Origin of the sequence: Neorhizobium tomejilense, assembly GCF_964254135.1 — a bacterium.
In the GTDB taxonomy this organism is placed as follows: domain Bacteria; phylum Pseudomonadota; class Alphaproteobacteria; order Rhizobiales; family Rhizobiaceae; genus Neorhizobium; species Neorhizobium tomejilense.
The window spans coordinates 2,525,339-2,547,128 of the sequence record NZ_CAXUSO020000001.1 but is presented as its reverse complement, the minus strand read 5'-3'; the positions used below and the strand labels follow the sequence as shown (position 1 = coordinate 2,547,128).

The window sequence follows — 21,790 nt, the reverse complement described above, 5'->3', positions numbered from 1 at the left end:
ATTGACCGAATATCTTGAAATCCTGCCCCTCACGAAGGAAGCCTTCGCGCGCTTTGGCGATGTCATCGAGGCCGATCCGGCGACCATGCGGCTGATCAACGGCGGCACGACCGAGCGTTATCATGCGCTCGCCGAGCCGGTGGTGATCGGCGAGCCGGAGCGGCTGATCTTCAGCATCTTCCGCAGCAAGCCGCGGCAGTTCCCCTACGCGATCACCATGATGGAGCGGCATCCTTTCGCCAGCCAGAGCTTTTCGCCGATCTCCGGCCAGCCTTTCCTGATCGCCGTTTCGGATGACGAAGGCGGACGGCCGGGCAAACCGCAGGTCTTCCTCGTGCAGCCGCATCAGGGCGTCAATTATTTCCCCAATTCGTGGCACCATCCGCTGATGGCGATCGGGGTCGTCAGCGATTTCCTGGTCGTCGATCGCGACAACACATCCGCAAATTACGAGGAAGCCTTTTTTGAGACCCCGTATCTCATTGCGGAGCCAAGCCTATGACGGGCCTCACCACCCATGTCCTCGACACCGCCAGCGGTACGCCTGCGGAGGGGCTTTCGATCGACCTCTACCGGCTGAACGGTGAGACCCGCGAAAAACTCAAGACCATCGTCACCAACAGCGACGGCCGCGTCGATGGCGGGCCGATCCTGATTGGCGAGACCTTTCTTGCCGGCGAATACGAGCTGGTTTTCCACGCCGGCGCCTACCTTCGAGCCCGCGGCGTCGCACTTGCCGAGCCGGCCTTTCTCGACGTGATCCCGATCCGGTTCGGCATTTCCGACACGACGGCGCACTATCATGTGCCGCTGCTGCTCTCGCCCTACGGTTATTCCACCTATCGGGGGAGCTGATGCGTTTTGCCGCGATCGCCGACATCCACGGGAATTGCGCAGCGCTCGAAGCGGTGCTCGCCGATATCCATGCACAGGGCATCACCGAAATCGTCAATCTTGGCGATTGCCTGAGCGGACCGCTTGAAGCCGGGCGCACCGCCGACCTGCTGCTCCTTCTCGATACGATGGCGACGCTGACGGTGCGCGGCAATCACGATCGGTACCTGATCGAAAATCCGGCGGACGCCATGCCCTCCTGGGAAGTGCACGCCTTTTCGCAGCTGGCACCGCGACATCTGCAATGGCTGCGCAAGCTGCCGTTCAGCGCCGTTTATCGGGACGAGGCCTATTTTTGCCACGCCACACCGCAGTCGGACAACGTTTACTGGCTGGAGCAGGTATCGAGCGAAGGCCATGTCTTCCTGAAGCCGCTGGAGGAGATCGAGGCGCTGGCGGACGGCATCGAACAGCCGCTGATCCTCTGCGGCCACAGCCATATTCCGCGGGCGGTGCAACTGTCCGACGGCCGGCTGATCGTCAATCCCGGCAGCGTCGGCTGCCCCGCCTATGACGACGACACGCCGCATTTCCACAAGGTGGAAACCGGCCACGCCAAGGCGTCCTACGCGATCCTCGAAAAGACCTCCTCCGGCTGGACACCGCAATTCCGCAACGTGACCTACGATCACCTGGCGATGTCGCGGCTCGCCGCCGAAAATGGCCGCGCCGACTGGGCGGTGGCGCTGGCGACCGGCCGGGCGGGTTAGTTCAAATTGACTTCGGTTGGTACTTGTACTATTTATTGTACAAGTAATTGAGGAGCCATTCATGCGCACCGTCATGTTTTCCCAAGCCCGACAAGAACTGGCCAGCCTCCTCGACGAGGTCTCGAACGACCGCGCGCCGATCGAGATCATGCGCCGCGACAAGCCATCGGCCATTCTGATCGACAAGGATGAATACGAGGGTATGCTGGAGACGCTGCATCTGATGTCGACGCCCGCCAATGCGACGCGGCTGATGGAGGCGATCGCCAATGTCAACGACGGCTCCAAGCTGATAGCGCACGACCTTATCGAGTCTGAAGACTATATCCCCAATAAGAAAGCGGATTGATGCCTCCGGCGAAAGCCTTCCTGCTTGTCTGGGAGCCGGAGGCTTGGCGGGAGTATATTTTCTGGCAGGAGACCGATCCCAAAATGGTCGGTCGGATCAACGAGCTGATCAAGGACACATTGCGTCATCCGTTCGAGGGCATCGGCAAGCCCGAGCCTTTGCGCAATCAGCTCAAAGGGCATTGGTCACGCCGGATAACTCAGGAACACCGGCTTGTTTACCGAGTGGAGAGCAGTACTGACCAGCCGCGGCTGATCATCCTCCAATGCCGTTTCCACTACTGACCGGTGCTCCTGAAACCTTTCGGCAATCCTTCCCCCCGATACTTCTTTCCGATTCGACAGGAGAGATGGTCATGGCTCAAACGCGCGGCAAATCCGGTTCTCGGCGCAAGAGTTCGCCGAGGCGGTCGTCGGGCTCCGGTTCGTCGCTCTGGCCCTGGCTCGGGGCGCTGGCGCTGGTGGCGGGCGGTATCGCACTTTATGAGAATTCCGCGGAGGCCCGGCGTTTCGTCAAAGGCCTGACGTCCGGCAACCAGGTTCAGGTTGCCGCAAAACCGGTGCCTGCGAAGCCTGTACAGGCAAGTTCCGGGCCGTCGCACCGCCCTGTGGCACCGAAGCCGGCAACCGCTCCAGATCAGAGCCACACCGCCGCGATCATCCCGCCTGCGCCTGTCGGCAAGCCTGTGATCGAGGAAATGCAGAAGGCCGCCGAGCAGCCAAAGAGCAGCGAGAGCCTCGCCGGCGCCTATCAGGCGAAATTCTATCTGTGCGGTTCGGCCAAGCAGGACGACTGCGTCGTGGCTGCGGACCGTTTCGTGTTCCACGGCCAGAAGATCCGGCTGGTCGGCATCGAGGTGCCCGACATCAAGAAGCCGCGCTGCGAGGCGGAGCGGATCAAGGCAAGCGATGCGGAGTTGCGGGTGCGCGCCTTCCTGGATTCCGGTCCGTTCGAACTCGTCACCTGGCAGGGCAACGAGGACGAGGTCGAAGGCCACAAGCTGCGCGAAGTGACGCGCAACGGCCGCTCGCTCGCCGATGTCCTCGTCAACGAAGGCCTGGCCAGACGGCCGGGCGCCGGCAAGGGCGGCTGGTGCTGATCGCAGCACCGACCGCTCGCGGCGACCGTCGTCAGAACGGCATGTTGGCAAGGATGTTGCGGTCGATATGCTGGATATCGCGCTTTCCGCAGAGCGCCATGGTGATGTCGAGTTCCTTGCGGATGATCTCGAGTGTCGTGGTGACGCCTTCCTTGCCCATGGCGCCGAGGCCGTAGAGGAAGGGCCGGCCGATATAGGTGCCGCGGGCGCCGAGCGCCACCGCCTTCAGCACGTCCTGGCCGGAGCGGATGCCGCCGTCCAGATGCACTTCGATCCGGTCGCCGACCGCCTCGACGATTTTCGGCAGCATGCTGATCGATGAGGGGGCACCGTCGAGCTGGCGGCCGCCGTGGTTGGAGACGATGATCGCATCTGCGCCGGTGTCGGCAGCGGCGCGCGCATCCTCTTCGTCGAGAATGCCCTTGATGATCATCTTGCCGCCCCAGAGGTCCTTGATCCAGCGGATATCATCCCAGGAAAGCCGTGGATCGAACTGTTCCGCCGTCCAGGCGCCGAGCGAGGAGAGGTCCGAAACATTGCTCGCATGGCCGACGATATTGCCGAAACCGCGGCGCTTCGTCCCGAGCATTTCCAGGCACCATCTCGGGCGCGTCACGAGCTGCAGGGCGGCGTTGAGCGTCGGCTTCGGCGGAGCTGCAAGGCCGTTGCGCAGATCTTTGTGCCGCTGGCCGAGGATCTGCAGATCGGCGGTGACGACGAGCGCCGAGCATTTCGCCGCCTTGGCGCGGCCGATCAGCCGTTCGACGAAACCGCGGTCCTTCATCACGTAGAGCTGGAACCAGAAGGGTTTGGTGGTCACCGAGGCGACGTCCTCGATCGAGCAGATGCTCATGGTCGACAGCGTGAAAGGCACGCCGAATTCTTCCGCCGCCTTGGCGGCCAGCATTTCACCGTCGGCATGCTGCATGCCGGCCATGCCGGTCGGTGCCAGCGCCACCGGCATCGCCGCTTTTTCGCCGATCATCGTGGTTTCGAGCGTGCGGTTGGTCATGTCGACCAGGACGCGCTGGCGCAGCTTGATCCTCGAATAGTCTTCCTCGTTCGCCCGATAAGTTCCCTCGGTCCAGGCGCCGCTGTCGGCATAGTCGAAGAACATTTTTGGCACTCGACGGCGGGCAAGTTTTTTGAGGTCTGCGATGGTCAGCGGTTTGGACATCGGTCGAATTGCTTTCGAAGGCGGGGAGACAAGACGGTCAAGGAACTAGCATAAATTCTCGGCGCTGGTCACCGAAAATGATCAGGTTTCCCGCGGTCTACGCGGCCATTCGTCGGGCAGCGGCCGGCGACATATGGAGGGCGGCACAGCTGTGTTCCATGCAGCAGGCTTTTAGGCCGCCTGTTCGACGATCTTCGAGTGAGAAGCGCTCTCTTGGAGCAGCCTGATGGCATTGATCGCATCGGATTTCGTATCGAACGTCTCCGAATGAAGGATAATTTTGCCCTCTCCCGCCAAAAGGCGAAATGCAAAGCGGCCCGCTTTATCTTTGAATACCTGAAAGACAAGCTGATTTTCGAGCGACGCTGCCAAAGCTTCTTGCTGCTCCTTTTCGAAAGCTGCCAGTGCTTCGGGACCGGGAGCATCCATCGGAAAATGCTCCTTTTCATACGCGTCAATCAACGTCGCGAGAATATCGAGCTGGTCGCCCTCCGGCGTTCCGCTGGCTGCTCCCCAGAGCTGGGAGAGGGTTCGCAGAGCGCCTTCATAGTCCTCTTCCGAACGGATGGGCCGAATCTCAATCATATTCCACCTTTGCCGCGTCGATGTGATCGTATTCCCTGTGTGTGCCGATCCATTTTATCCAGATAATCGACTTATCGAAATCGATAGCGACTACCAGTCTATAGTCGTTTCCCTTGATATTGAAAACGATGCGCTCGGCATTGACGATGCTCGCCGTGGCGAAAGTTTGCCGAACGTCGGCAGAATTCCTCCATTGAGCCTTGCTGGCACGATCATGCCAGACGTCAATCGCGTCCTTGACAGCAGGATGATCCCGCCGACCTGCAAGGCTCTCCACAAATCTAGTTAGAGTCCGGCGGGCAATGATCCTCACGGCAGAGACGGTTTCATATCACACCTGCCAGCTCGCCCTTCATCGCCTTGCCCGCCACATAGGTCTCAACCACGGCGCGGTCGTCGCCCATGGTCTGCAGCAGGAAGAGTTCTTCGGCCAGCGTCTTCACCGTTTCCATCCGCAGCCGCATGGCCGGCGTCGAGGCGCCGTTCAGCACCACGAGGTCGGCATCGGTGCCGGGCTCCAGCGTGCCGATATGTGCCGCCATCGAAAGCGCCTCGGCATTGCCCCTTGTCATCAGGTAAAAACTTTCGAGCGGGTTCAGGCGCTCGCCGAGGAGCTGCTGGATCTTGTAGGCCTCGTCCATGGTGCGCAGCATCGAATAGCTCGAACCGCCGCCGATGTCGGTTGCGACCGCCACCCTGACCGGCTTTTGCCGCCGCATCAGCGATTTCATCGGGAACAGGCCGGAGCCGAGGAAGAGGTTGGAGGTCGGGCAGTGGACGGCGACGGCGCCGGTCTCGGACAACACGTCGGCTTCGCGGTCGGATAGATGGATCGCGTGGCCGAGCAGGGTCTTGGGTCCGAGAAGGCCGTAATGGGCGTAGATGTCGGTATAGTCCCTGGCGTCCGGATAGAGCTCGCCCGTGTAGCGGATCTCCTCGTGGTTTTCGGAGAGATGCGTCTGGATATGCAGGTCGGGAAATTCCAGCGCCAGCGCCTGCGCGGCCTTCATCTGGGCGGGCGTCGAGGTGATCGCGAAGCGCGGCGTGATTGCGACGTGGCAGCGGCCCTTGCCGTGCCAGTCGGCGATCACGGCTCTCGTTTCGTCATAACCCATCTGCGGCGTGTCGAGCAGGCCCTGCGGCGCGTTGCGGTCCATCATCACCTTGCCGCCGACCATGCACATGCCGCGCTTCAAGGCTTCCGCAAAGAAGGCGTCGGCCGAGGTCTTGTGAACGGAGCAATAAGCGACCGCCGTCGTGGTGCCGTGGCGCAGCAACTCGTCATAGAAATGTGTGGCGATGCGCGCCGCGTGCTCGCTCTCGACGAACCGGCATTCCTCCGGAAAGGTGTAGGTGTTCAGCCACTCGAGCAGGTTGGCGGCATAGGAGGCGATCACCTGCATCTGCGGAAAATGCAGGTGCATGTCGATGAAGCCGGGCAGGATCAGATGCGGCCGGTGGTCGATCTCCTCGATGCCCTCGGGCGCGATCGCCTTCACCGTTCCGTAGCTGCCGGCAACCGAGATCTTGTCCCCGTCGATCAGCAGCGCGCCGTCGCTCTCATAGGCGTAACTGTCCGTGTCGGTCAGGGAGTGCGGAGCGCGCTTGAAGGAAAGCAGCCGTCCGCGGATCAGCATCTGGGTCATCGGGATATCGTGCTTTCGTACCAGGCCACCAGCAGCCGGCGTTCTTCCGGCGAGATGGCGGTGACATTGCCAGGCGGCATCGCGTGACTGCGGCCCGCCTGGATATAGATCTCCCGCGCGTGGGCGGCAATCTCCGCGTCCGTCTCCAGCTTGACAGATTTAGGGGTGAAACTGACACCCTCGTAAACAGGTTCCGCCGCATGGCACATGGAACAGCGCGCCTGCACGACGTCCCTCGCTGCACCGAAATGGGCGTTGGCGGCGAATTGCTGGGCGGCGGGGGTCATCGAGGTCTCGGTCTCGCCGGTCAGCACCTTCGGAACGGTCGAGAGCCACATGATGACGATGAAGAGCAGCACCGTCACCAGCCAGGTCCAGGTCGGTTTGCCCTTGCGGGCATGGGTGGTGTTGAACCAGTGCCTGATCGTCACGCCCATCAGGAAGACCAGGGCGGCGATCACCCAGTTGAAATGGGTCGCGAACGCCAGCGGATAGTGGTTCGACAGCATGAAGAAGATGACGGGCAGCGTCAGGTAGTTATTGTGCAGCGAGCGCTGCTTGGCGATGGCGCCGTATTTCGGGTCCGGGGTGCGCCCCGCGATCAAGTCGGCGACGACGATCTTCTGGTTGGGAATGATGATGAAGAAGACGTTGGCCGACATGATCGTCGCGGTAAACGCACCGAGATGCAGGAAGGCGGCGCGGCCGGAGAATACCTGCGTATACCCCCAGGCCATGACGATCAGCACCAGGAAGAGCAGGCTCATCAGCCCCCAGGTATTTTTCCCCAGCGGCGACTTGCAGAGCAGGTCGTAGATGATCCAGCCGACAGACAGCGATGCGAGCGACAGGCCGATCGCCTGCCAGGGCGCGAGATCCATCACGGTGCGGTCGATCAGGAACAGGTCGGCGCCGCCGTAATAGACGATGCAGAGCATCAGGAAGCCGGAAATCCAGGTGAAATAGCTCTCGTATTTGAACCAGGTCAGGTGCTCGGGCATCTGTGCCGGCGCCACCAGGTATTTCTGGACGTGGTAGAAGCCGCCGCCATGCACCTGCCATTCCTCGCCATAGACGCCGGCGGGCATGTTCGGGCGCTTCGTCAGCCCCAGATCAAGCGCGATGAAATAGAACGACGAGCCGATCCAGGCGATCGCCGTGATGACGTGGAACCAGCGGGCGGCGAAACTCAGCCATTCCCAGGCGACGGCATATTCATACATTCAGACTTCCCCTTTTTGCCCCCCGACTCGTCACTTTGGGGAAAAAACCCGGCCAAGGGAAGGGGGCGCTGCCGGGAACACTTTTTGTTCCGCAACGGAACCGGGGCTGGCAGCTTCGAGTTCCTTTCGCGCGATCCCCATGATTGGCAATAGTAGAGTGTTCTTAATTGTGCATCGCGATAAGTAAGGGTTAATTGGTCAGATCGACTCACGTATTGTGACAGTTGCAAGTCAGCCGGCGAAAGCTTGGTAATGCGTGCGGTTCGAGCCGGTGATGGGGGCATTCATCAACGGAGACTAAGCTCATGCGTGGTATTCTGACAGGTGTGATGATTGCGTACGCGTCCTGCATCCAGATCGGTTCGGCCAGTGCCCACGAGGCACACAGCGCGACCGGCGTGACCTGGAAATATGACGGCTTCTGTTGCAATGGCGACAACCATACCGGCGATTGCCAGATGATCTCGACCAAGAACGTCAAGATCATCGACGGCGGCTACGAGATCATTTTGGGTCCGGGCGATCATCGGCTGATCACCCGCCCGCATGATTTCAAGCTGCCGCAGAGCCAGGCGAGGAGAAGCCAGGACGAGGAATATCATCTCTGCCTCTATCCGACCGAAGATACGCTGCGCTGCTTCTACGCGCCGGATATGAGCTATTAGAGGCCGTCAGCGGCCAGAAGTAACATGTCCAGCCGGTTTTCCGTCCAGCAAAGCGGCGGATAGAAAACCGACTGCAGGGTCCCGACCCTAGTCCCGGAATGTCGGCATGGTTTTTCGCATGAAGTCGCGGAAGGCACGGATTTTCTTGGAGTTCCTGCGGGCTTCCGGGTAGACGAGCCAATAGTCGCTGCCGTCATAGCCGAGAATATCGAAAGGCTGGATCAGCCGTCCGAGTGCGATATCGTCGGCATAAAATTCCGGCTGCAGGATCCCGACCCCCTGGCCGGCGATCGCGGCGGCGGCCTCGAAGGCCTGCGCCCCGTACCTGCTCACCGGCCGGCCGGTGAGATCGACATCCGGCAGGCCGGCTGCGGCAAACCAGGAAGGCCACCATGGATCGCCCGGATCGATGATCCTGAGCTTCAGGATGTCTTCCGGCGTCTTCACACCCCCGATCGTGGCGGCGAAATCCGGGCTCAGCATCGGCGTGAAATGATTGCGCATCAGAAAATGCCCGCGCAGGCCCGGCCATTCACCCTTGCCGCTGCGGATTGCGATATCCGCCTGCGCCCGCGAAAAATCGATCATCTCCTGCGATGTCTCCAGCCTGACGGCAATGCCCGGATTTTCGAGCTGGAATGTGCCCAGATGGCGCGCCAGCCAGCGCGAGGCGAAGGTCGCCGTCGAATGGATGATCAGCGTGCCCTCCGATGCGTCGTGCAGGGTGGAGAGCGCATCGCCCATGATCGCGAAAGCCTCGGTGATCCTCGGCGCCAGCCGCTCCCCTGCTTCCGTCAGCGAGACCTGCCGCGGCCGGCGCAGGAAAAGCTGCTCGCCGAGCGTGTCCTCCAGAAGCTTGATCTGGTAGCTCACCGCCGTCTGGGTGAGCCCGAGTTCCTCGCCGGCCCGGGTGAAACTCATCAAGCGGGCGGCAGCTTCGAACACCCGAAGCGCATTCAGCGGAAACTGTTTCGACATCTTCATAGATAAGGTGTCTTGATCCATGCAGACGGTAATTCGATTGGATTACCGAGATTCTCCGGCGCAAATTACCTCCATATCGATCAAATGAAAACGGGGTATCCCCGTTGGAGGCAAGAGATGTTTTCCATCCTCAACCGGCCGTTCGAGCAGTTTCTCCCGAAGCTCGGCATTGCCGCCGCGATAGGCCGCCGTCTGGCTGTCCGCCGCAACACCCTCGATCTGGAAGAAATGCCGCAATCCTGGCAACGGGACCTCGGCCTGCTCAATGGCCGCGACAAGCGCGACCCCCGGGACGAAGGCGCCTTCCGTGCAGCGAGGCTTCTCTATTCGCATCGGAACCTTTGAAGTGCGCAGCGGATGGCGGGCAGGTCTGCTCGACGATCAGCCTGCCCGGCCTTTAAGCGACCGTCCCGATCCGGTTTTTGCCTATGGCCGCGAGGTCATCGGCAAGGGCCGACTGAATCCACGCCGTGAATGCCTTGATCTTGGCGGTGTTCCGCCGCGCCGGCTGATAACCGAGCCAGTAGGCCTTGCCGTCGCCGAGGCAGAGGTCGAAGGGCTGGACCAGCCGCCCCGATGCAAGGTCGTCCCGGAAGAAAAACGGGCTCAGCATCGCCACACCGTCGCCGGCAATCGCGGCCTTGGCTTCCAGGTCGAGCGCGCCAAGTGCGTTGAGACCCGTGTGCCGGATCGTGCCCGGGTCGACGCCGGCGGCGTCGAACCATTCGCGCCACCAACCCCTCGTATCGGAAATCCAGGGCAGCTTCAGAAGGTCCGTCAGCTGTCTGATGCCGCCGACGGTCTCGGCAAGATGCGGCGCCAGCATCGGCGAATAATCCAGTCGCAGAAGCGGGTGGCAGACCAGCCCCTCCAGCGGTTCCGCGCCGATGTGGATGGTGATGTCGGGCCATGCGCGCTGCTGGCCGCCGACATCCATCTGGCGCAACAGGCGCACCGCGATCTGCGGATATTCGGCCTGGAAGGTCCCGAGGCGCGGCGAGAGCCATTGGGCCGCGAAGGTGGGCGGCGAATGGATCTCCAGCGTTTCCTCGACACCGTGCCGCGTCGATTGAACAGCCTCGGTCAGCAGGGTGAAAGCCTCCGCCACCTTCGGAAGCAGCTTTTCACCCGTTCCGGTGAGTTTCAGCGCCCGTGGGCGGCGCAGGAAAATGGTGTCGCCGAGAAAATCTTCCAAGAGCTTGATCTGGTAGGTCACCGCCGTCTGGGTCATGCCGAGTTCTTCCGCGGCACGGGTGAAGTTTTCCAGGCGCGCGACGGCCTCGAAGACCCGAAGTGCATTCAGCGGAAACCGGCGTGATAATTTCATCGATAAGTTCTCTTGATCGCGACCGACTGTATTTGAATTGGAATTCTCCGGCAATCGGCTCCATTGATGGTTGCAACCAAATAATCCTTTCCTGTCGATGTGGAGCAACCATGCTGTCCGCGGACGCCTATCCGTTGCCTTTGAAATCCTCCCGCCCGGTGTCCGCCTGGCGGCAGCTCGGCCGGTTTTTCCGCAGGCTCCTGCAGCCCGCGGGTCCAAGCATCCCGGCATTGCCGGACGAGCTGCGCGGCGATGTCGCGCTCCCGGAAGCCGGGCCGCAAAGCCGCGAGGCGGCATTCTGGGACGGGAAACGGCGCTCAGGTGGTCGGGATCTGCCGCTTTGAGGTCTGCGCCTGCCGCGCGGCGTAGGTTTCCAGCAGCTCGGCGGCGACAAGTGCTGCGATCACGGCCGGCCGCTTGTCCCTGACCGCCATGCCCCCGATCGGCAGCACGAGACGGGAGAGCGTTTCATAGCCTCCGCCTTCGCGCTTCAGCCAGTTGGCGAAGGTGGCGCGTTTGGTCCGCGAGCCGATCATGCCGACATAGGCAAGGTCGGTGCGTGCCAGTGCCTTTTGGGCAATCAGGAAATCCAGCGCATGGTCGTGGGTGAGGATGATCGCGGCGCCGCCGGCGGGGATCTTTTCGACAAAGGCTTCCGGCATCGCGGTCAGGTGTTTTTCCGTTTCGGCCGGCAGGTCGTCCAGCGCTTCGGCGCGGGTCTCTATGACGGTCACCGCAAAGGGCAGGGGGACCAGCGCCCTTGCGAGTGCCTGGCCGACATGACCCGATCCGAACAGGGTCACCGCCGGCCGGTCGTCCTCCTCGTCGCGCAGGCGCTTTTCCAGCGTCTCCGCCAGCTCCGGCGTCAACGGCTGGAAGGCAAGCCGGGTATGGCCGCCGCAGCACTGGCCGATCTCCGGCCCGAGCGGAATGTCCATCACCGCCTCGCCGCCGCCCGCCAGCATCGCCCGGGCATTGTCGATCGCCATATATTCGAACTGCCCCCCGCCGATCGTCCCCCAGATCGCGGTCTCCGCGACCAGCATGAACGTGCCGGCTTCGCGGGGCGTGGAGCCCTTTGCTTGGGTGATTTCGACGAGGATAGCGTGCGGATGGGTGGTGATGAAGGAGGGGAAGGAGAGGTCGCGCACTAGGCACCCCCCTCTGTCCTGCCGGACATCTCCCCCTCAAGGGGGGAGATCGGCAAGACGTGGTGTCTTGCCCGGTCCTCAGCCTCATCTGTGACGTGAGCCCGCCTCACCGAGAGGGAGTGGGGCCTCGCCACATCCGATCTCCCCCCTTGAGGGGGAGATGCCCGGCAGGGCAGAGGGGGGTAGCAACATCTACTCAAAGCGGTCGATCCCGATAATTCGCAGGAGGTGCATGCACACGTCGTCGATATGGCCGTGCACCTCGTCATTGGTGAACCTTACCACCTGCCAGCCAAGCGAGGCCAGTTGCTGATCTCTCGTTAAATCCCGCCTGATGTTCTGGTCGTAGGAATGGCTCACACCGTCAATTTCGATGATCAATTTATGCTCCGGGCAGGCAAAATCCACGATGTAGCCGGCGATCGGCATCTGCCGCCGGAAGCCAATTCCCATGAGGCGATGAGCGCGGACCGCGTTCCAGAATTTCAGCTCCGCTTCGGTCAGCGCCCGGCGCATGTTCCTGGCGTTTTTCCGATTGGCGTCGCGGACATGGAAATGCGGCATGCGCGCTCCATCACATCGCCTTCAGCCGTTCCACCGCCATCAGCACGCGTTCCGGCGTCGCCGGCGCGTCGAGCCTCGGGCAGGCGGAGTAATCCGCCACGCTTGCCACTGCCATCGACAGCGCTTCGAGCACCGAGATTGCCAGCATGAAGGGCGGCTCGCCGACGGCCTTGGAGCGGCCGATGGTGGGCTCGGCGTTTTCGGCCCATTCGGCGAGTTGCACGTTGAAGATTTTCGGCCGGTCGGAGGCGAGGGGGATCTTATAGGTCGAGGGCGCGTGGGTGCGCAGCCGCCCCTTGTCGTCCCACCACAGTTCCTCGGTGGTCAGCCAGCCCATCCCTTGAACGAACGCGCCCTCAACCTGGCCGATATCGATCGCCGGATTGAGCGACTTGCCGACGTCGTGGAGGATGTCGGTGCGCTCCACCATGTATTCGCCGGTCAGAGTGTCGATCGAGACTTCCGAAACCGCTGCGCCGTAAGCGAAGTAGTAGAACGGCCGGCCGCGGCCCGCCTTGCGGTCCCAGTGGATGCGCGGCGTCTTGTAGAAGCCGGCGGCCGACAGCTGCACGCGGTCGTAATAGGCGGCCCGGATGAACGTGTCGAAGGGCACGATCTCGCCGCCGATCCGCAACCGGTTCGGCAGGAACTCGATCTTGTCGCGGCCGACCTTCCATTGCCGCATGGCGAAATCGATCAGCCGTTCCTTGATCTGGCGGGCGGCGTCATAGGCGGCCATGCCGTTGAGGTCGGTGCCGGAAGAGGCGGCGGTGGCGGAGGTGTTGGGCACCTTGCCGGTCGTCGTCGCTGTGATCTTCACCCGGTCGATATCGACCTGGAACGTATCGGCCACCACCTGCGCCACCTTGGTATAGAGGCCCTGGCCCATCTCGGTGCCGCCGTGGTTCAGGTGGATCGAACCGTCATTGTAGATATGCACCAGCGCGCCCGCCTGGTTGTAGGCGGTCATCGTAAACGAGATGCCGAATTTCACCGGCGTCAGGGCGATGCCCTTGCGGATCACCGGGCTGTGCGAGTTGAACTCGAGGATCGCCTGCCGGCGGGCCTGGTATTCGGACGAGGTTTCCAGCTCGTCGACAACCCTCGCGATGATGTTGTCCTCGACGTCCTGGTGGTAGGGCGTCATCGTCCGGTCCGAACCGCGCTGGCCATAGAAGTTCAGCTTGCGGATTTCGAGCGGATCCTTGCCGACCGCATAGGCGATCTCCTCGATGATCCGCTCACCGCCGAGCATGCCCTGCGGCCCGCCGAAACCGCGGAACGCGGTGTTGGAGACGGTATGGGTCTTCAGCGGCTGCGAGGTCAGGCGCACATGCGGGTAGAAATAGCTGGAATCGGCATGGAAGAGGGCGCGGTCGGTAACCGGGCCGGAAAGGTCGGCAGAAAAACCGCAGCGCGCCGCATAGATCGCATCGACCGCGTGGATGCGGCCTTCCTCGTCGAAGGCGACGTCGTAGTCGACGCGGAAATCGTGCCGCTTGCCGGTGATCGACATATCCTCGTCGCGGTCGGGGCGGAACTTTACCGCCCGCTTGAGCTTCTTGGCAGCAATTGCCGCGAGCGCCGCGAACTGGTTGCCCTGCGTTTCCTTGCCGCCGAAACCGCCGCCCATGCGGCGGGTCTGGACCGTTACCGCATTGTTGGCGACGCCCAGCACATGCGCCACCATGTGCTGCACCTCGCTCGGATGCTGGGTGGAGGACCAGACAATCACCTCGTCATCCTCGCCGGGGACGGCGAGCGCGATATGGCTTTCCAGGTAAAAATGCTCCTGGCCGCCGATATACATGTGGTTCTGGACCCGCAGGGGCGCGTTTTCGATCTCCGTTTCCGGCTCGCCGCGCTTCAGCGTCATCGGTTCGATCACGTAAGGCGCGTCGTTTTCGCGGGCGCTGTCGATATCGGTCCAGTGCGGCAGGTCGCGGTATTCGATCCTTGCGAGCTTTGCTGCCCTGCGGGCCTGGTCGCGGGTCTCGGCAATGACGGCGAAGATGATCTGTCCATGGAACTGGACGTTGGTGGTGGCAAGCAGCGGCTCGTCGTGCTGCCCGGTCGAGGCGACGTCGTTGAAGCCCGGAATGTCCTCCGCGGTGATCACCCAGACGACGCCGGGTGCGCTCTTCACAGCCGAAAGATCGACCGAGACGATTTCCGCATGCGCCCGGTCGGCAAGCCCGAGGCCGCCGTGCAGGGTACCCGAGGGTTCCGGAATATCGTCGATATATTCGGCGGTTCCGGTGACGTGCTTATGTGCTGAATCATGTTTCAGCGACACGTGCATGCGGCCGTTGATGATCGGTTTGGTATCGAACGTGGTCTTGTCCATCACGCCTCCTCCAGCTCGAACCGGCGGAGTTCCGCCGGCGCTCCGGCGGTTTCGAGGAAAAAGCGGGTGAGCAGGTTGCGGGCGGTGAGGCTGCGGTATTCCGCGCTCGCCCGCCAGTCGGTGAGGGGCTGGTAGTCCTGCTCGAACGCGTCGCGCACGGCCGAGACGGCACCCCAGCTCCAGACCTCGCCGAGGAGCGCGTTCTCGACGTGTTTCGCCCGTTTCGGGGTTGCCGCCATGCCGCCGAAGGCGATGCGGATGGTCTCGACCTTGCCGTCGGCATCGAGCACGAGATGGAAGGCGCCGCAGAGCGCCGAGATATCCTCGTCGCGGCGCTTGGAGATCTTGTAGACCGCAAAATGGCTGCCCTCTGCCGGGCGCGGCACGAAAACCTTCTCGACGAATTCGGTCGGCAGCCGGTCCTGCTTGCCGTAGCTCAGGAAATAGTCCTCGAGGGCGATGGTGCGGCGGCCGGAATGGGAGCGCAGCGTCAGTTCGGCGCCGAGCACGATCAAAGGCGGCGGAGTGTCGCCGATCGGGGAACCGTTGGCGATATTGCCGCCGATCGTCCCCATGTTGCGCACTTGGCAACCGCCGATCCGGTCGATCAGCCGGCCGAAGGCGGGGATCTCGTCGGAGAGCACGTCGAAGGCCTGGGTATAGCTGACGCCGGCGCCGATGGTGATGCCGGTCTCGTCCGATGTGATCGACTGCAGCTCGGTCAGGTGGTTGATGAAGATCACCGGATTGAGGAGCCGCATCTGCTTCGTCACCCACAGGCCGACATCGGTCGCCCCGGCGACGATCGTCGCCTCGGGTTCGTCGGCAAGGATATCGGCAAAGGCGGCGACGGATGCCGGCACGATCGAGCGGGCGCCATCCTTGGTGATGATGGTCGTGTCGTTACCAGAATGGATGCCCCAGAGTTTCGCCATGATCTGGATGCGGTCGCGCTCCAGCGGATCGAAGAGCGAGCTCGGCCGGTTGACGGAGATATGCTCGGCCGCCTTGACGATCGGCTCATAGCCGGTGCAGCGACAGAGATTGCCCTGCAGCGCGCTTTCGATATCGGCGCGCGTCGGCGTGCCGTTCGAAAGCCACAGGCCATAAAGCGACATCACGAAGCCGGGGGTGCAGAAACCGCATTGCGAGCCGTGGAAATCGACCATCGCCTGCTGCACCGGATGCAGCGCGCCGTCGCGGCCGGCCAGGTGCTCGACGGTCACCACATGGGTGCCGTGCAGGGAGCCCAAGAACCGGATGCAGGCGTTGACGCTTTCGTAGCGCAGGCCGTGTTCCGTCAACCGCCCGATCAGCACCGTGCAGGCGCCGCAGTCGCCTTCCGCACAGCCTTCCTTGGTACCCGTCAGCCGCCGCCTCAGGCGAAGATAATCGAGAAGGGTTTCCGTCGGACCGAAATCTCCAAGGGTGACCTCTTCTCCATTCACGATGAAGCGGATGGCTTCGCTCATTTCTCTCCTTCGTCCGCCGTTGCCGGCTTTTGTGTTCCGTTACTGGCCCATCCCGTCATTGGCCAGTTACTGTTCAATTACTGGGCGGTCCAGCCGCCGTCGATCGAGATATGCGTGCCGGTAATGCTCCTCGCCGCATCGCTTGCGAGATAGATTGCGGCCTGCGCGACCTCGTCGATCGCCACGAATTCCTTGGTCGCCTGCAGCTTCAGCATTACCTCGGTCTTCACCTGTTCCTCGGTGATGCCGCGCTCGCGGGCGGTATCGGGGATCTGCTTCTCGACCAGCGGGGTCAGCACGTAGCCCGGGCATATCGCATTCACGGTAATCCCGAATTCCGCAAGTTCCAAGGCCGCCGTTTTGGTTAGTCCTAAAATACCATGTTTGGCAGCCACATAGGCGGATTTGAACGGCGAGGCGACCAGTGCATGGGCGGACGCCACGTTGATGATGCGGCCTTTCCCCGTCGCCTTCATCAGCGGGATCGTATGGCGCATGGTGTGGAAGGCCGATGTCAGCAGGATGGCGATCAGCTGATCCCATTTTTCCGGCGGGAATTCCTCGATCTTCGCCACGTGCTGAATGCCGGCATTGTTGACCAGCACGTCGACCTTGCCGAAGGTCTTCGCGGCGGTCGCGATGAGGTCCTCGATCTCGGCGGGCCTGGTCATGTCGGCGCCATGATAAAGCACCGTGCCGGTCCCAAGCGCATCGAGTTCGCGGCGGGCCGCCTCGATCGCATCGGCCGGCCCGAAACCGTTGATGACGACATTGGCGCCCTCGGCGGCGAACGCTTTCGCAACACCGAGCCCGATGCCGCTCGTGGAGCCGGTGACGACGACGGTTCTGCTCATGCCCAAATCTCCCTGCGATCCAGCCTTCCTGGGCGGCGTTCTTTTGCGCCGCAACGATCACGGCAGGTTATGCGCAAATTCCGCGGGATGGCAATTCCTCTCTTTCTTGCCTTTTATTGAGATTGTGCATATATATGCACGTCATGAGGGGCGCCGAATGGAAACCAATACTGCCAAAATAAAGCGCCGCCTTGAAAAGGATGGCTGGTGTCTGGACCGGCATGGCGCCGGCCATGATATCTACCGACACCCGAAGATCGAGGGCATCATCACGGTGCCGCGCCATACCCAAGTGTCGCCGATGGTCGCGCGCTCGATCGTAAGAAGGGCCGGATGGCGGATTGATGTGAAAGGAAATCCTATGGACCGCTACCCCGCCCTGATCGATGGAGAAGCTGGCGCCTATGGTGTCACGTTTCCGGATATCGATGGCATCGTGGCCATGGGTGAGACCTTAGACGAGGCGATGCTCAATGCCGAGGAGGCGCTGCGCGACTACGCAATCGAGACCGAAAAGGACAAGGTTGCCTTGGTCCAACCAAGCGCGCTGGAAGAAGTCGAGGTTCCGGAAGGATGCACGCTGATCAGCGTGCCCTTGATACGGCTCAGTGGCCGCGCGGTGCGCGCGAACATGATGCTGGACGAGGATGTTCTCGCTTTTATCGACCAGGAGGCGCGCCGCCGCTCGATGACGCGCACATCCTATGTCGCCTGGATGACCCGACGTATCGCCCAGATGGGGGGGTGACTCTCCATTTCCGTTTGACACTCCTTCGTTCCTTCTGCTCAAACCGTCCGGGCGCATTGCATGGACTGGGAGGAGCGGCATGGCGGGTTATGTTCTGGCGATCGATCAAGGGACGACTTCGACGCGGGCGATCGTGTTCGACGGCGACATGCGGATCGCCGGCATCGGCCAGAAGGAGTTCACCCAGATCTTCCCGAAATCCGGCTGGGTCGAGCATGATCCGGAAGAGATCTGGGAGACCGTGCTCTGGGCGATCAAGCAGGCTCTGAAGGAGGCCAAGCTCGAGGCGTCCGAGATTGCCGCGATCGGCATCACCAATCAGCGCGAGACGGTCGTCGTCTGGGAACGCGAGAGCGGCAAGCCGATCCACAACGCCATAGTCTGGCAGGACCGCCGCACCGCCAGCTATTGCGAGAAGCTGAAACGGCAGGACCTCGAAAAACTGTTTACCCGCCGCACCGGGCTTTTGCTCGATCCGTATTTTTCCGGCACCAAGCTTTCCTGGATGCTCGCCAACGTGAAGGGTGCGCGGGCGAGGGCGGCCAAGGGCGAGCTCTGCTTCGGCACGATCGACACCTTCCTGATCTGGCGCCTGACCGGCGGAAAAAGCTTCGTCACCGATGCGACCAATGCCTCGCGCACCCTCATCTACAACATCGCCGATAACCGCTGGGACGAGGACCTTCTCGAAATCCTGCGCATCCCCGCCGCCATGCTGCCGGAGGTCAAGGATTGCGCCGACGAATTCGGCATCACCGACGAAAGCCTGTTCGGTGCGGCGATCCCGATCCTCGGCGTTGCCGGCGACCAGCAGGCGGCGGTGATCGGCCAGGCGTGTTTCGAACCGGGCATGATGAAATCCACCTACGGCACCGGCTGCTTCGCGGTGCTCAATACCGGCGCCGACATGGTCCGCTCCAAGAACCGGCTGCTTACCACCATCGCCTACCGCCTGAACGGCGAGACGACCTATGCGCTGGAAGGCTCCATCTTCATCGCCGGCGCCGCCGTGCAATGGCTGCGCGACGGGCTTGGCATCATCGAAAGGGCTTCCCAAACCGGCGAGTTGGCGGAGGAAGCCGATCCTCAGCAGGAGGTCTACCTGGTCCCCGCTTTCACAGGGCTTGGGGCACCCTACTGGGATGCGGAGGCACGCGGTGCCATGTTCGGCCTGACGCGTGCGACCGGGCCTGCGGAAATCTCCCGCGCCGCGCTGGAGGCCGTCTGCTACCAGACCCGCGACCTCTACGACGCGATGCAGAAGGACTGGCGCAATGCCAACGGCAGCACGGTGCTGCGTGTCGATGGCGGCATGGTCGCCTCCGACTGGACGATGCAGCGGCTCTCGGATCTGATCGACGCTCCTGTCGACCGGCCAACCATCCTCGAGACGACGGCGCTCGGGGCGGCCTGGCTCGCCGGCTCGAAGGCGGGCGTCTGGCCCGACCAGAAGGCGTTCGCGAAAAGCTGGGCGCGGCAGCGGCGATTCGAGCCGCAGATGGACGAAAAGACCCGTGCCTCCAAGATTCGCGGCTGGAAGGATGCTGTCAGGAGGACGCTGACAAATGCCTAAGTCCTTATTTTCAATTAACCATCTTGTTAAAATTAGATTTAAATCTGCAATGCGTCATTTTCGCACCATGTTCGTTGCCATATGTTCGCCGGCGACTTAGAGAGGGCGGGCATGTTTCGAATTCAGCAGATTTTGGCTTTCCTTTTGGTGCTTGGCGCCTCTCTGGCGGTCAGCCGTACGGCCGAGGCCGGCTACGCCCATTTCATCTATGATGTGAAGAGCGGCAAGGTTCTCGCGTCGGAAAACGCCGACGAGATCAACCATCCTGCGTCGCTGACCAAGATGATGACCCTCTACATGACCTTCGAGGCGCTGCGCGAGGGTCGCCTCAAATGGGATCAGGACATCCCCTTGACGCCAAATGCCGCGTCCAAGATCCCCTCCAAGCTCGGTGTGCCCGCCGGCCGGACAATTACCGTGCGAGAGGCCGTCAACGGCATGATCGTGCGCTCGGCCAACGACGCGGCTGCGACGATGGGCGATTATCTCGGCGGCTCGGAAGACCGTTTCGGGGAGATGATGACCAGGAAGGCCCGCGCGCTCGGCATGAGTCGCACCGTGTTCCGCAATGCGTCAGGCCTGCCGGACGACTCCCAGGTGACCACTGCACGGGACATGGCCCAGCTGGCTCTCGCGCTCATTCGCGACTTTCCCAGGGAATACCAGCTGTTTTCAGCCAGGAACATGGAGTTCCGCGGCAAGCGCCTGCGCGGCCACAACAACCTCATGTACCGCTATCCCGGCATGGATGGCGTCAAGACCGGCTTTACCAACGCTTCCGGTTACAATATCGCCAGCGCCGTCACCATCGACGGCCGGCGGGTGATCGGCGTGGTGATGGGCGGCAAGAGCGCCCGCAAGCGCGACGACCAGATGGCGGCGCTTCTCGACCGGTACGTGCCCGGCAACAATGCGGCGTCCGGCGGCCTGGTGGCATTCGAGACCCAGAAACGGCCGGCCCAAGACACGCTGCCGCTCGCCTTTGCGACGCCTTCGCCACGCAAGGAGATCACGCTCGGCGTAACGCCCAAGACCGCGATCGCCAACCTTTACGCAACGCCCCGGGCCACTGTTCCGAACGCTGCATCATCCCCGACCGCGTCGTCTCAGGCAACGACGTCCCCGCAGCCGGTGGGCTCGGCCTGGCGCATCCAGATCGCCGCAGCCGCCAGCCGAGATCAGGCATCCGCGCTGCTCGAAAAGGCAGTGCCGCTGCTCGCCCAGGGGTATGGCCGTGTCACGCCGAGCGTCGAAAGTTCTGCCGACGGCGGCAAGCAGATCTACCGCGCCCGTTTCGTCGGTTTTGCGGATGGCGATTCAGCCACGCGGGCCTGTTCGGTCCTGCAGGCAAAGGCGATCAGCTGCTTCGTAGTGCGATAGGCCGATAGAACCCGCCGCCGGATCACCGGCGGCGTGCCGATTTTCGTGGAAGAGGTCAGCCCTTCACCGGCGCGTTCATCGCCCAGGCGACGCCGAAGGGGTCGCGGACCTGGCCGTAGCGGTCGCCCCAGAACATCACCTGCAACTCCGTTTCCACCGTCATGCCGGCATCGACGGCGCGTTTCCACCAGAAATCGATGTCGTCGACCGGCAGCATCATGGTGAAGGCCTGCGGTTTTTCGAGGGGGTGGCCGTAGTCCGGATAGGGATCGCAGAGCATCACCGAGCTGCCGTTGATATAGAGATGGATGTGCATCGTGCGGCCCTGGTCATCCACCGGATGAAAGGACTCGATCTCGGCGCCGAGGGCCTTTTTGTAATACTCGGCAGCCTTCATCGCGCCGTCGAGCTGAAGATAGGCGACCACGCCGCCGCGGACAGGCGATTGCGCCTGCTTGTCGTTCGTCTGGGCATTCGTATCCATGATTTTCCCTCCTTGTTCGGATCGTTCTCGTCCATGCCGGACAATACAAGGACGAACGGGAGAAGGAGATGCCGACAGTCGGGTAGGGAAAAATCAATCCCGTCCTGCAAATTCCTTCGCCAGGCCCTCATAGGCTTCCATCGGCGGAAAGGTCTCGTAGGAATGCACGGCCGGCGTCGTCGCCCAGGGCAGTTTTTCGGACGTATATGTCTCGATGAAGGGCGCGAACCATTGCGCGTCGTCGAGCATGGTCGGACGCAGGTTGACGAACCAGTCCATGCCGACCGGCCTGGTGAACATCCAGCTCTTGCAGCGCGGGCAGTGGTAGTGGTGGGCGTCGCTGCCATGCAGGCCGCCGATCACCGGCTCGCCTTGCGTCACCTCGAACCCTTCAGAGGGGATCGCGGCGGAGAGCGAGAAGGCGCTGGCGCTCATCTTCTGGCAGCCGGTGCAGTGGCAGGCCATGGTCAGGATCGGCGGGGCGCTGATTTTTAGCCGCACCTGTCCGCAGCGGCATCCGCCTTCCATGGGAAGAGTGGGTTTGGGCATGTTCTTACC

Annotated in this window: 26 protein-coding genes; 12 read left to right on the top strand and 14 right to left on the bottom strand. The window is 62.3% G+C overall.

Annotated elements, in window-relative coordinates; all coding sequences use genetic code 11:
* Position 1: 1 nt before the first annotated feature.
* The 6 genes from ACSQ3G_RS12975 (at position 2) to ACSQ3G_RS12950 (ending at position 3,052) form a co-directional block, all read left to right on the top strand.
* Positions 2-502: an ureidoglycolate lyase gene (locus ACSQ3G_RS12975; RefSeq protein ID WP_436110330.1), complete on the top strand. Its 501-nt coding sequence runs from the start codon at positions 2-4 to the stop codon at positions 500-502.
* Positions 499-855 carry a hydroxyisourate hydrolase gene (gene uraH / locus ACSQ3G_RS12970; protein ID WP_037076601.1) on the top strand — a complete coding sequence of 119 codons (357 nt, stop codon included), beginning with the start codon at positions 499-501 and terminating at the stop codon, positions 853-855. Before ACSQ3G_RS12975 ends, uraH begins: the two co-directional genes overlap by 4 nt.
* A complete protein-coding gene (locus ACSQ3G_RS12965; RefSeq protein WP_436110329.1) occupies positions 855-1,604 on the top strand; it encodes a metallophosphoesterase family protein in 750 nt (249 codons plus the stop codon). The genes uraH and ACSQ3G_RS12965 overlap by 1 nt, the downstream gene beginning before the upstream one ends.
* Before the next feature lie 61 nt (positions 1,605-1,665).
* A complete protein-coding gene (locus ACSQ3G_RS12960) occupies positions 1,666-1,953 on the top strand; it encodes a type II toxin-antitoxin system Phd/YefM family antitoxin (protein ID WP_436110328.1) in 288 nt (95 codons plus the stop codon).
* A complete protein-coding gene (locus ACSQ3G_RS12955; protein WP_436110327.1) occupies positions 1,953-2,237 on the top strand; it encodes a Txe/YoeB family addiction module toxin in 285 nt (94 codons plus the stop codon). The genes ACSQ3G_RS12960 and ACSQ3G_RS12955 overlap by 1 nt, the downstream gene beginning before the upstream one ends.
* 71 nt (positions 2,238-2,308) lie before the next feature.
* Positions 2,309-3,052, top strand: coding sequence for a hypothetical protein (locus ACSQ3G_RS12950; RefSeq protein WP_436110326.1), 744 nt, complete (start codon positions 2,309-2,311; stop codon positions 3,050-3,052).
* Positions 3,053-3,083: 31 nt separating this feature from the next.
* On the opposite strand, the gene ACSQ3G_RS12945 is transcribed toward ACSQ3G_RS12950, so the two are convergent.
* From ACSQ3G_RS12945 to puuD, 5 genes are all read right to left on the bottom strand, one after another.
* Complete coding sequence (locus tag ACSQ3G_RS12945) at positions 3,084-4,229, bottom strand: alpha-hydroxy acid oxidase (RefSeq protein ID WP_436110325.1); 1,146 nt, start codon at positions 4,227-4,229, stop codon at positions 3,084-3,086.
* Positions 4,230-4,400: 171 nt separating this feature from the next.
* Complete coding sequence (locus ACSQ3G_RS12940; protein ID WP_436110324.1) at positions 4,401-4,814, bottom strand: DUF1508 domain-containing protein; 414 nt, start codon at positions 4,812-4,814, stop codon at positions 4,401-4,403.
* The gene (locus ACSQ3G_RS12935) at positions 4,807-5,127 is read right to left on the bottom strand and encodes a type II toxin-antitoxin system HigB family toxin (protein ID WP_436110323.1); all 321 of its coding nucleotides are present in this window, start codon (positions 5,125-5,127) and stop codon (positions 4,807-4,809) included. Before ACSQ3G_RS12935 ends, ACSQ3G_RS12940 begins: the two co-directional genes overlap by 8 nt.
* A 13-nt stretch (positions 5,128-5,140) precedes the next feature.
* Positions 5,141-6,460: a guanine deaminase gene (guaD, locus tag ACSQ3G_RS12930; protein WP_436110322.1), complete on the bottom strand. Its 1,320-nt coding sequence runs from the start codon at positions 6,458-6,460 to the stop codon at positions 5,141-5,143.
* Positions 6,457-7,683, bottom strand: coding sequence for a urate hydroxylase PuuD (puuD, locus tag ACSQ3G_RS12925; RefSeq protein WP_436110321.1), 1,227 nt, complete (start codon positions 7,681-7,683; stop codon positions 6,457-6,459). The genes guaD and puuD overlap by 4 nt, the downstream gene beginning before the upstream one ends.
* A gap of 305 nt (positions 7,684-7,988) precedes the next feature.
* Here puuD and ACSQ3G_RS12920 point away from each other — a divergent pair, with 305 nt between their 5' ends.
* Positions 7,989-8,348, top strand: a complete 360-nt coding sequence (locus tag ACSQ3G_RS12920) for a hypothetical protein (RefSeq protein WP_105400404.1) — start codon at positions 7,989-7,991, stop codon at positions 8,346-8,348.
* Between the two features lie 87 nt (positions 8,349-8,435).
* On the opposite strand, the gene ACSQ3G_RS12915 is transcribed toward ACSQ3G_RS12920, so the two are convergent.
* Entirely contained in the window at positions 8,436-9,353 is a 918-nt protein-coding gene (locus ACSQ3G_RS12915; RefSeq protein ID WP_436110320.1) for a LysR substrate-binding domain-containing protein, read from the bottom strand.
* A gap of 96 nt (positions 9,354-9,449) precedes the next feature.
* On the opposite strand from ACSQ3G_RS12915, the gene ACSQ3G_RS12910 reads away from it, so the two are divergent.
* The gene (locus ACSQ3G_RS12910; protein WP_436110319.1) at positions 9,450-9,677 is read left to right on the top strand and encodes a hypothetical protein; all 228 of its coding nucleotides are present in this window, start codon (positions 9,450-9,452) and stop codon (positions 9,675-9,677) included.
* A 52-nt stretch (positions 9,678-9,729) separates the two neighbouring features.
* Here ACSQ3G_RS12910 and ACSQ3G_RS12905 read toward each other — a convergent pair whose 3' ends face one another.
* A complete protein-coding gene (locus tag ACSQ3G_RS12905; RefSeq protein WP_436110318.1) occupies positions 9,730-10,659 on the bottom strand; it encodes a LysR substrate-binding domain-containing protein in 930 nt (309 codons plus the stop codon).
* Between the two features lie 110 nt (positions 10,660-10,769).
* On the opposite strand from ACSQ3G_RS12905, the gene ACSQ3G_RS12900 reads away from it, so the two are divergent.
* A complete protein-coding gene (locus ACSQ3G_RS12900) occupies positions 10,770-11,003 on the top strand; it encodes a hypothetical protein (RefSeq protein ID WP_046635430.1) in 234 nt (77 codons plus the stop codon).
* Here the strand turns inward: ACSQ3G_RS12900 and xdhC are convergent.
* The 5 genes from xdhC to ACSQ3G_RS12875 all read right to left on the bottom strand — a co-directional run bounded on the left by xdhC (position 10,977) and on the right by ACSQ3G_RS12875 (position 17,047).
* Positions 10,977-11,810, bottom strand: a complete 834-nt coding sequence (gene xdhC / locus ACSQ3G_RS12895; RefSeq protein ID WP_436110317.1) for a xanthine dehydrogenase accessory protein XdhC — start codon at positions 11,808-11,810, stop codon at positions 10,977-10,979. The two genes, ACSQ3G_RS12900 and xdhC, sit on opposite strands and share 27 nt — an antisense overlap.
* 192 nt (positions 11,811-12,002) lie before the next feature.
* Complete coding sequence (locus ACSQ3G_RS12890; protein ID WP_038544417.1) at positions 12,003-12,374, bottom strand: endonuclease domain-containing protein; 372 nt, start codon at positions 12,372-12,374, stop codon at positions 12,003-12,005.
* 10 nt (positions 12,375-12,384) lie between these two features.
* Entirely contained in the window at positions 12,385-14,721 is a 2,337-nt protein-coding gene (gene xdhB, locus ACSQ3G_RS12885) for a xanthine dehydrogenase molybdopterin binding subunit (protein ID WP_436110316.1), read from the bottom strand.
* Complete coding sequence (gene xdhA, locus ACSQ3G_RS12880; RefSeq protein WP_436110315.1) at positions 14,721-16,193, bottom strand: xanthine dehydrogenase small subunit; 1,473 nt, start codon at positions 16,191-16,193, stop codon at positions 14,721-14,723. The genes xdhB and xdhA overlap by 1 nt, the downstream gene beginning before the upstream one ends.
* Before the next feature lie 77 nt (positions 16,194-16,270).
* Positions 16,271-17,047: a 3-hydroxybutyrate dehydrogenase gene (locus ACSQ3G_RS12875; RefSeq protein ID WP_436110314.1), complete on the bottom strand. Its 777-nt coding sequence runs from the start codon at positions 17,045-17,047 to the stop codon at positions 16,271-16,273.
* A gap of 157 nt (positions 17,048-17,204) precedes the next feature.
* Here ACSQ3G_RS12875 and ACSQ3G_RS12870 point away from each other — a divergent pair, with 157 nt between their 5' ends.
* The 3 genes from ACSQ3G_RS12870 (at position 17,205) to ACSQ3G_RS12860 (ending at position 20,748) form a co-directional block, all read left to right on the top strand.
* Positions 17,205-17,795 carry a type II toxin-antitoxin system HicB family antitoxin gene (locus tag ACSQ3G_RS12870; RefSeq protein WP_436110313.1) on the top strand — a complete coding sequence of 197 codons (591 nt, stop codon included), beginning with the start codon at positions 17,205-17,207 and terminating at the stop codon, positions 17,793-17,795.
* A 79-nt stretch (positions 17,796-17,874) separates the two neighbouring features.
* Positions 17,875-19,368, top strand: a complete 1,494-nt coding sequence (glpK, locus tag ACSQ3G_RS12865; RefSeq protein WP_105414940.1) for a glycerol kinase GlpK — start codon at positions 17,875-17,877, stop codon at positions 19,366-19,368.
* Positions 19,369-19,488: 120 nt separating this feature from the next.
* Entirely contained in the window at positions 19,489-20,748 is a 1,260-nt protein-coding gene (locus ACSQ3G_RS12860; protein ID WP_436111711.1) for a serine hydrolase, read from the top strand.
* A gap of 55 nt (positions 20,749-20,803) precedes the next feature.
* Here the strand turns inward: ACSQ3G_RS12860 and ACSQ3G_RS12855 are convergent, their stop codons facing one another.
* Complete coding sequence (locus tag ACSQ3G_RS12855) at positions 20,804-21,232, bottom strand: VOC family protein (RefSeq protein ID WP_046635474.1); 429 nt, start codon at positions 21,230-21,232, stop codon at positions 20,804-20,806.
* A 93-nt stretch (positions 21,233-21,325) separates the two neighbouring features.
* A complete protein-coding gene (locus ACSQ3G_RS12850) occupies positions 21,326-21,781 on the bottom strand; it encodes a GFA family protein (RefSeq protein WP_436110312.1) in 456 nt (151 codons plus the stop codon).
* Positions 21,782-21,790: the final 9 nt, after the last annotated feature.

Coding starts and splice junctions, on each gene's coding strand:
- ACSQ3G_RS12850 (WP_436110312.1), bottom strand. CDS start 21,781: ATGCCCAAACCCACTCTTCCCATGGAAGGCGGATGCCGCTGCGGACAG.
- ACSQ3G_RS12920 (WP_105400404.1), top strand. CDS start 7,989: ATGCGTGGTATTCTGACAGGTGTGATGATTGCGTACGCGTCCTGCATC.
- glpK (WP_105414940.1), top strand. CDS start 17,875: ATGGCGGGTTATGTTCTGGCGATCGATCAAGGGACGACTTCGACGCGG.
- ACSQ3G_RS12870 (WP_436110313.1), top strand. CDS start 17,205: ATGGAAACCAATACTGCCAAAATAAAGCGCCGCCTTGAAAAGGATGGC.
- ACSQ3G_RS12940 (WP_436110324.1), bottom strand. CDS start 4,814: ATGATTGAGATTCGGCCCATCCGTTCGGAAGAGGACTATGAAGGCGCT.
- ACSQ3G_RS12955 (WP_436110327.1), top strand. CDS start 1,953: ATGCCTCCGGCGAAAGCCTTCCTGCTTGTCTGGGAGCCGGAGGCTTGG.
- ACSQ3G_RS12915 (WP_436110320.1), bottom strand. CDS start 9,353: ATGGATCAAGACACCTTATCTATGAAGATGTCGAAACAGTTTCCGCTG.
- ACSQ3G_RS12945 (WP_436110325.1), bottom strand. CDS start 4,229: ATGTCCAAACCGCTGACCATCGCAGACCTCAAAAAACTTGCCCGCCGT.
- ACSQ3G_RS12950 (WP_436110326.1), top strand. CDS start 2,309: ATGGCTCAAACGCGCGGCAAATCCGGTTCTCGGCGCAAGAGTTCGCCG.
- ACSQ3G_RS12855 (WP_046635474.1), bottom strand. CDS start 21,232: ATGGATACGAATGCCCAGACGAACGACAAGCAGGCGCAATCGCCTGTC.
- ACSQ3G_RS12910 (WP_436110319.1), top strand. CDS start 9,450: ATGTTTTCCATCCTCAACCGGCCGTTCGAGCAGTTTCTCCCGAAGCTC.
- ACSQ3G_RS12890 (WP_038544417.1), bottom strand. CDS start 12,374: ATGCCGCATTTCCATGTCCGCGACGCCAATCGGAAAAACGCCAGGAAC.
- guaD (WP_436110322.1), bottom strand. CDS start 6,460: ATGACCCAGATGCTGATCCGCGGACGGCTGCTTTCCTTCAAGCGCGCT.
- uraH (WP_037076601.1), top strand. CDS start 499: ATGACGGGCCTCACCACCCATGTCCTCGACACCGCCAGCGGTACGCCT.
- ACSQ3G_RS12875 (WP_436110314.1), bottom strand. CDS start 17,047: ATGAGCAGAACCGTCGTCGTCACCGGCTCCACGAGCGGCATCGGGCTC.
- ACSQ3G_RS12965 (WP_436110329.1), top strand. CDS start 855: ATGCGTTTTGCCGCGATCGCCGACATCCACGGGAATTGCGCAGCGCTC.
- xdhB (WP_436110316.1), bottom strand. CDS start 14,721: ATGGACAAGACCACGTTCGATACCAAACCGATCATCAACGGCCGCATG.
- xdhA (WP_436110315.1), bottom strand. CDS start 16,193: ATGAGCGAAGCCATCCGCTTCATCGTGAATGGAGAAGAGGTCACCCTT.
- ACSQ3G_RS12900 (WP_046635430.1), top strand. CDS start 10,770: ATGCTGTCCGCGGACGCCTATCCGTTGCCTTTGAAATCCTCCCGCCCG.
- ACSQ3G_RS12960 (WP_436110328.1), top strand. CDS start 1,666: ATGCGCACCGTCATGTTTTCCCAAGCCCGACAAGAACTGGCCAGCCTC.
- ACSQ3G_RS12905 (WP_436110318.1), bottom strand. CDS start 10,659: ATGAAATTATCACGCCGGTTTCCGCTGAATGCACTTCGGGTCTTCGAG.
- puuD (WP_436110321.1), bottom strand. CDS start 7,683: ATGTATGAATATGCCGTCGCCTGGGAATGGCTGAGTTTCGCCGCCCGC.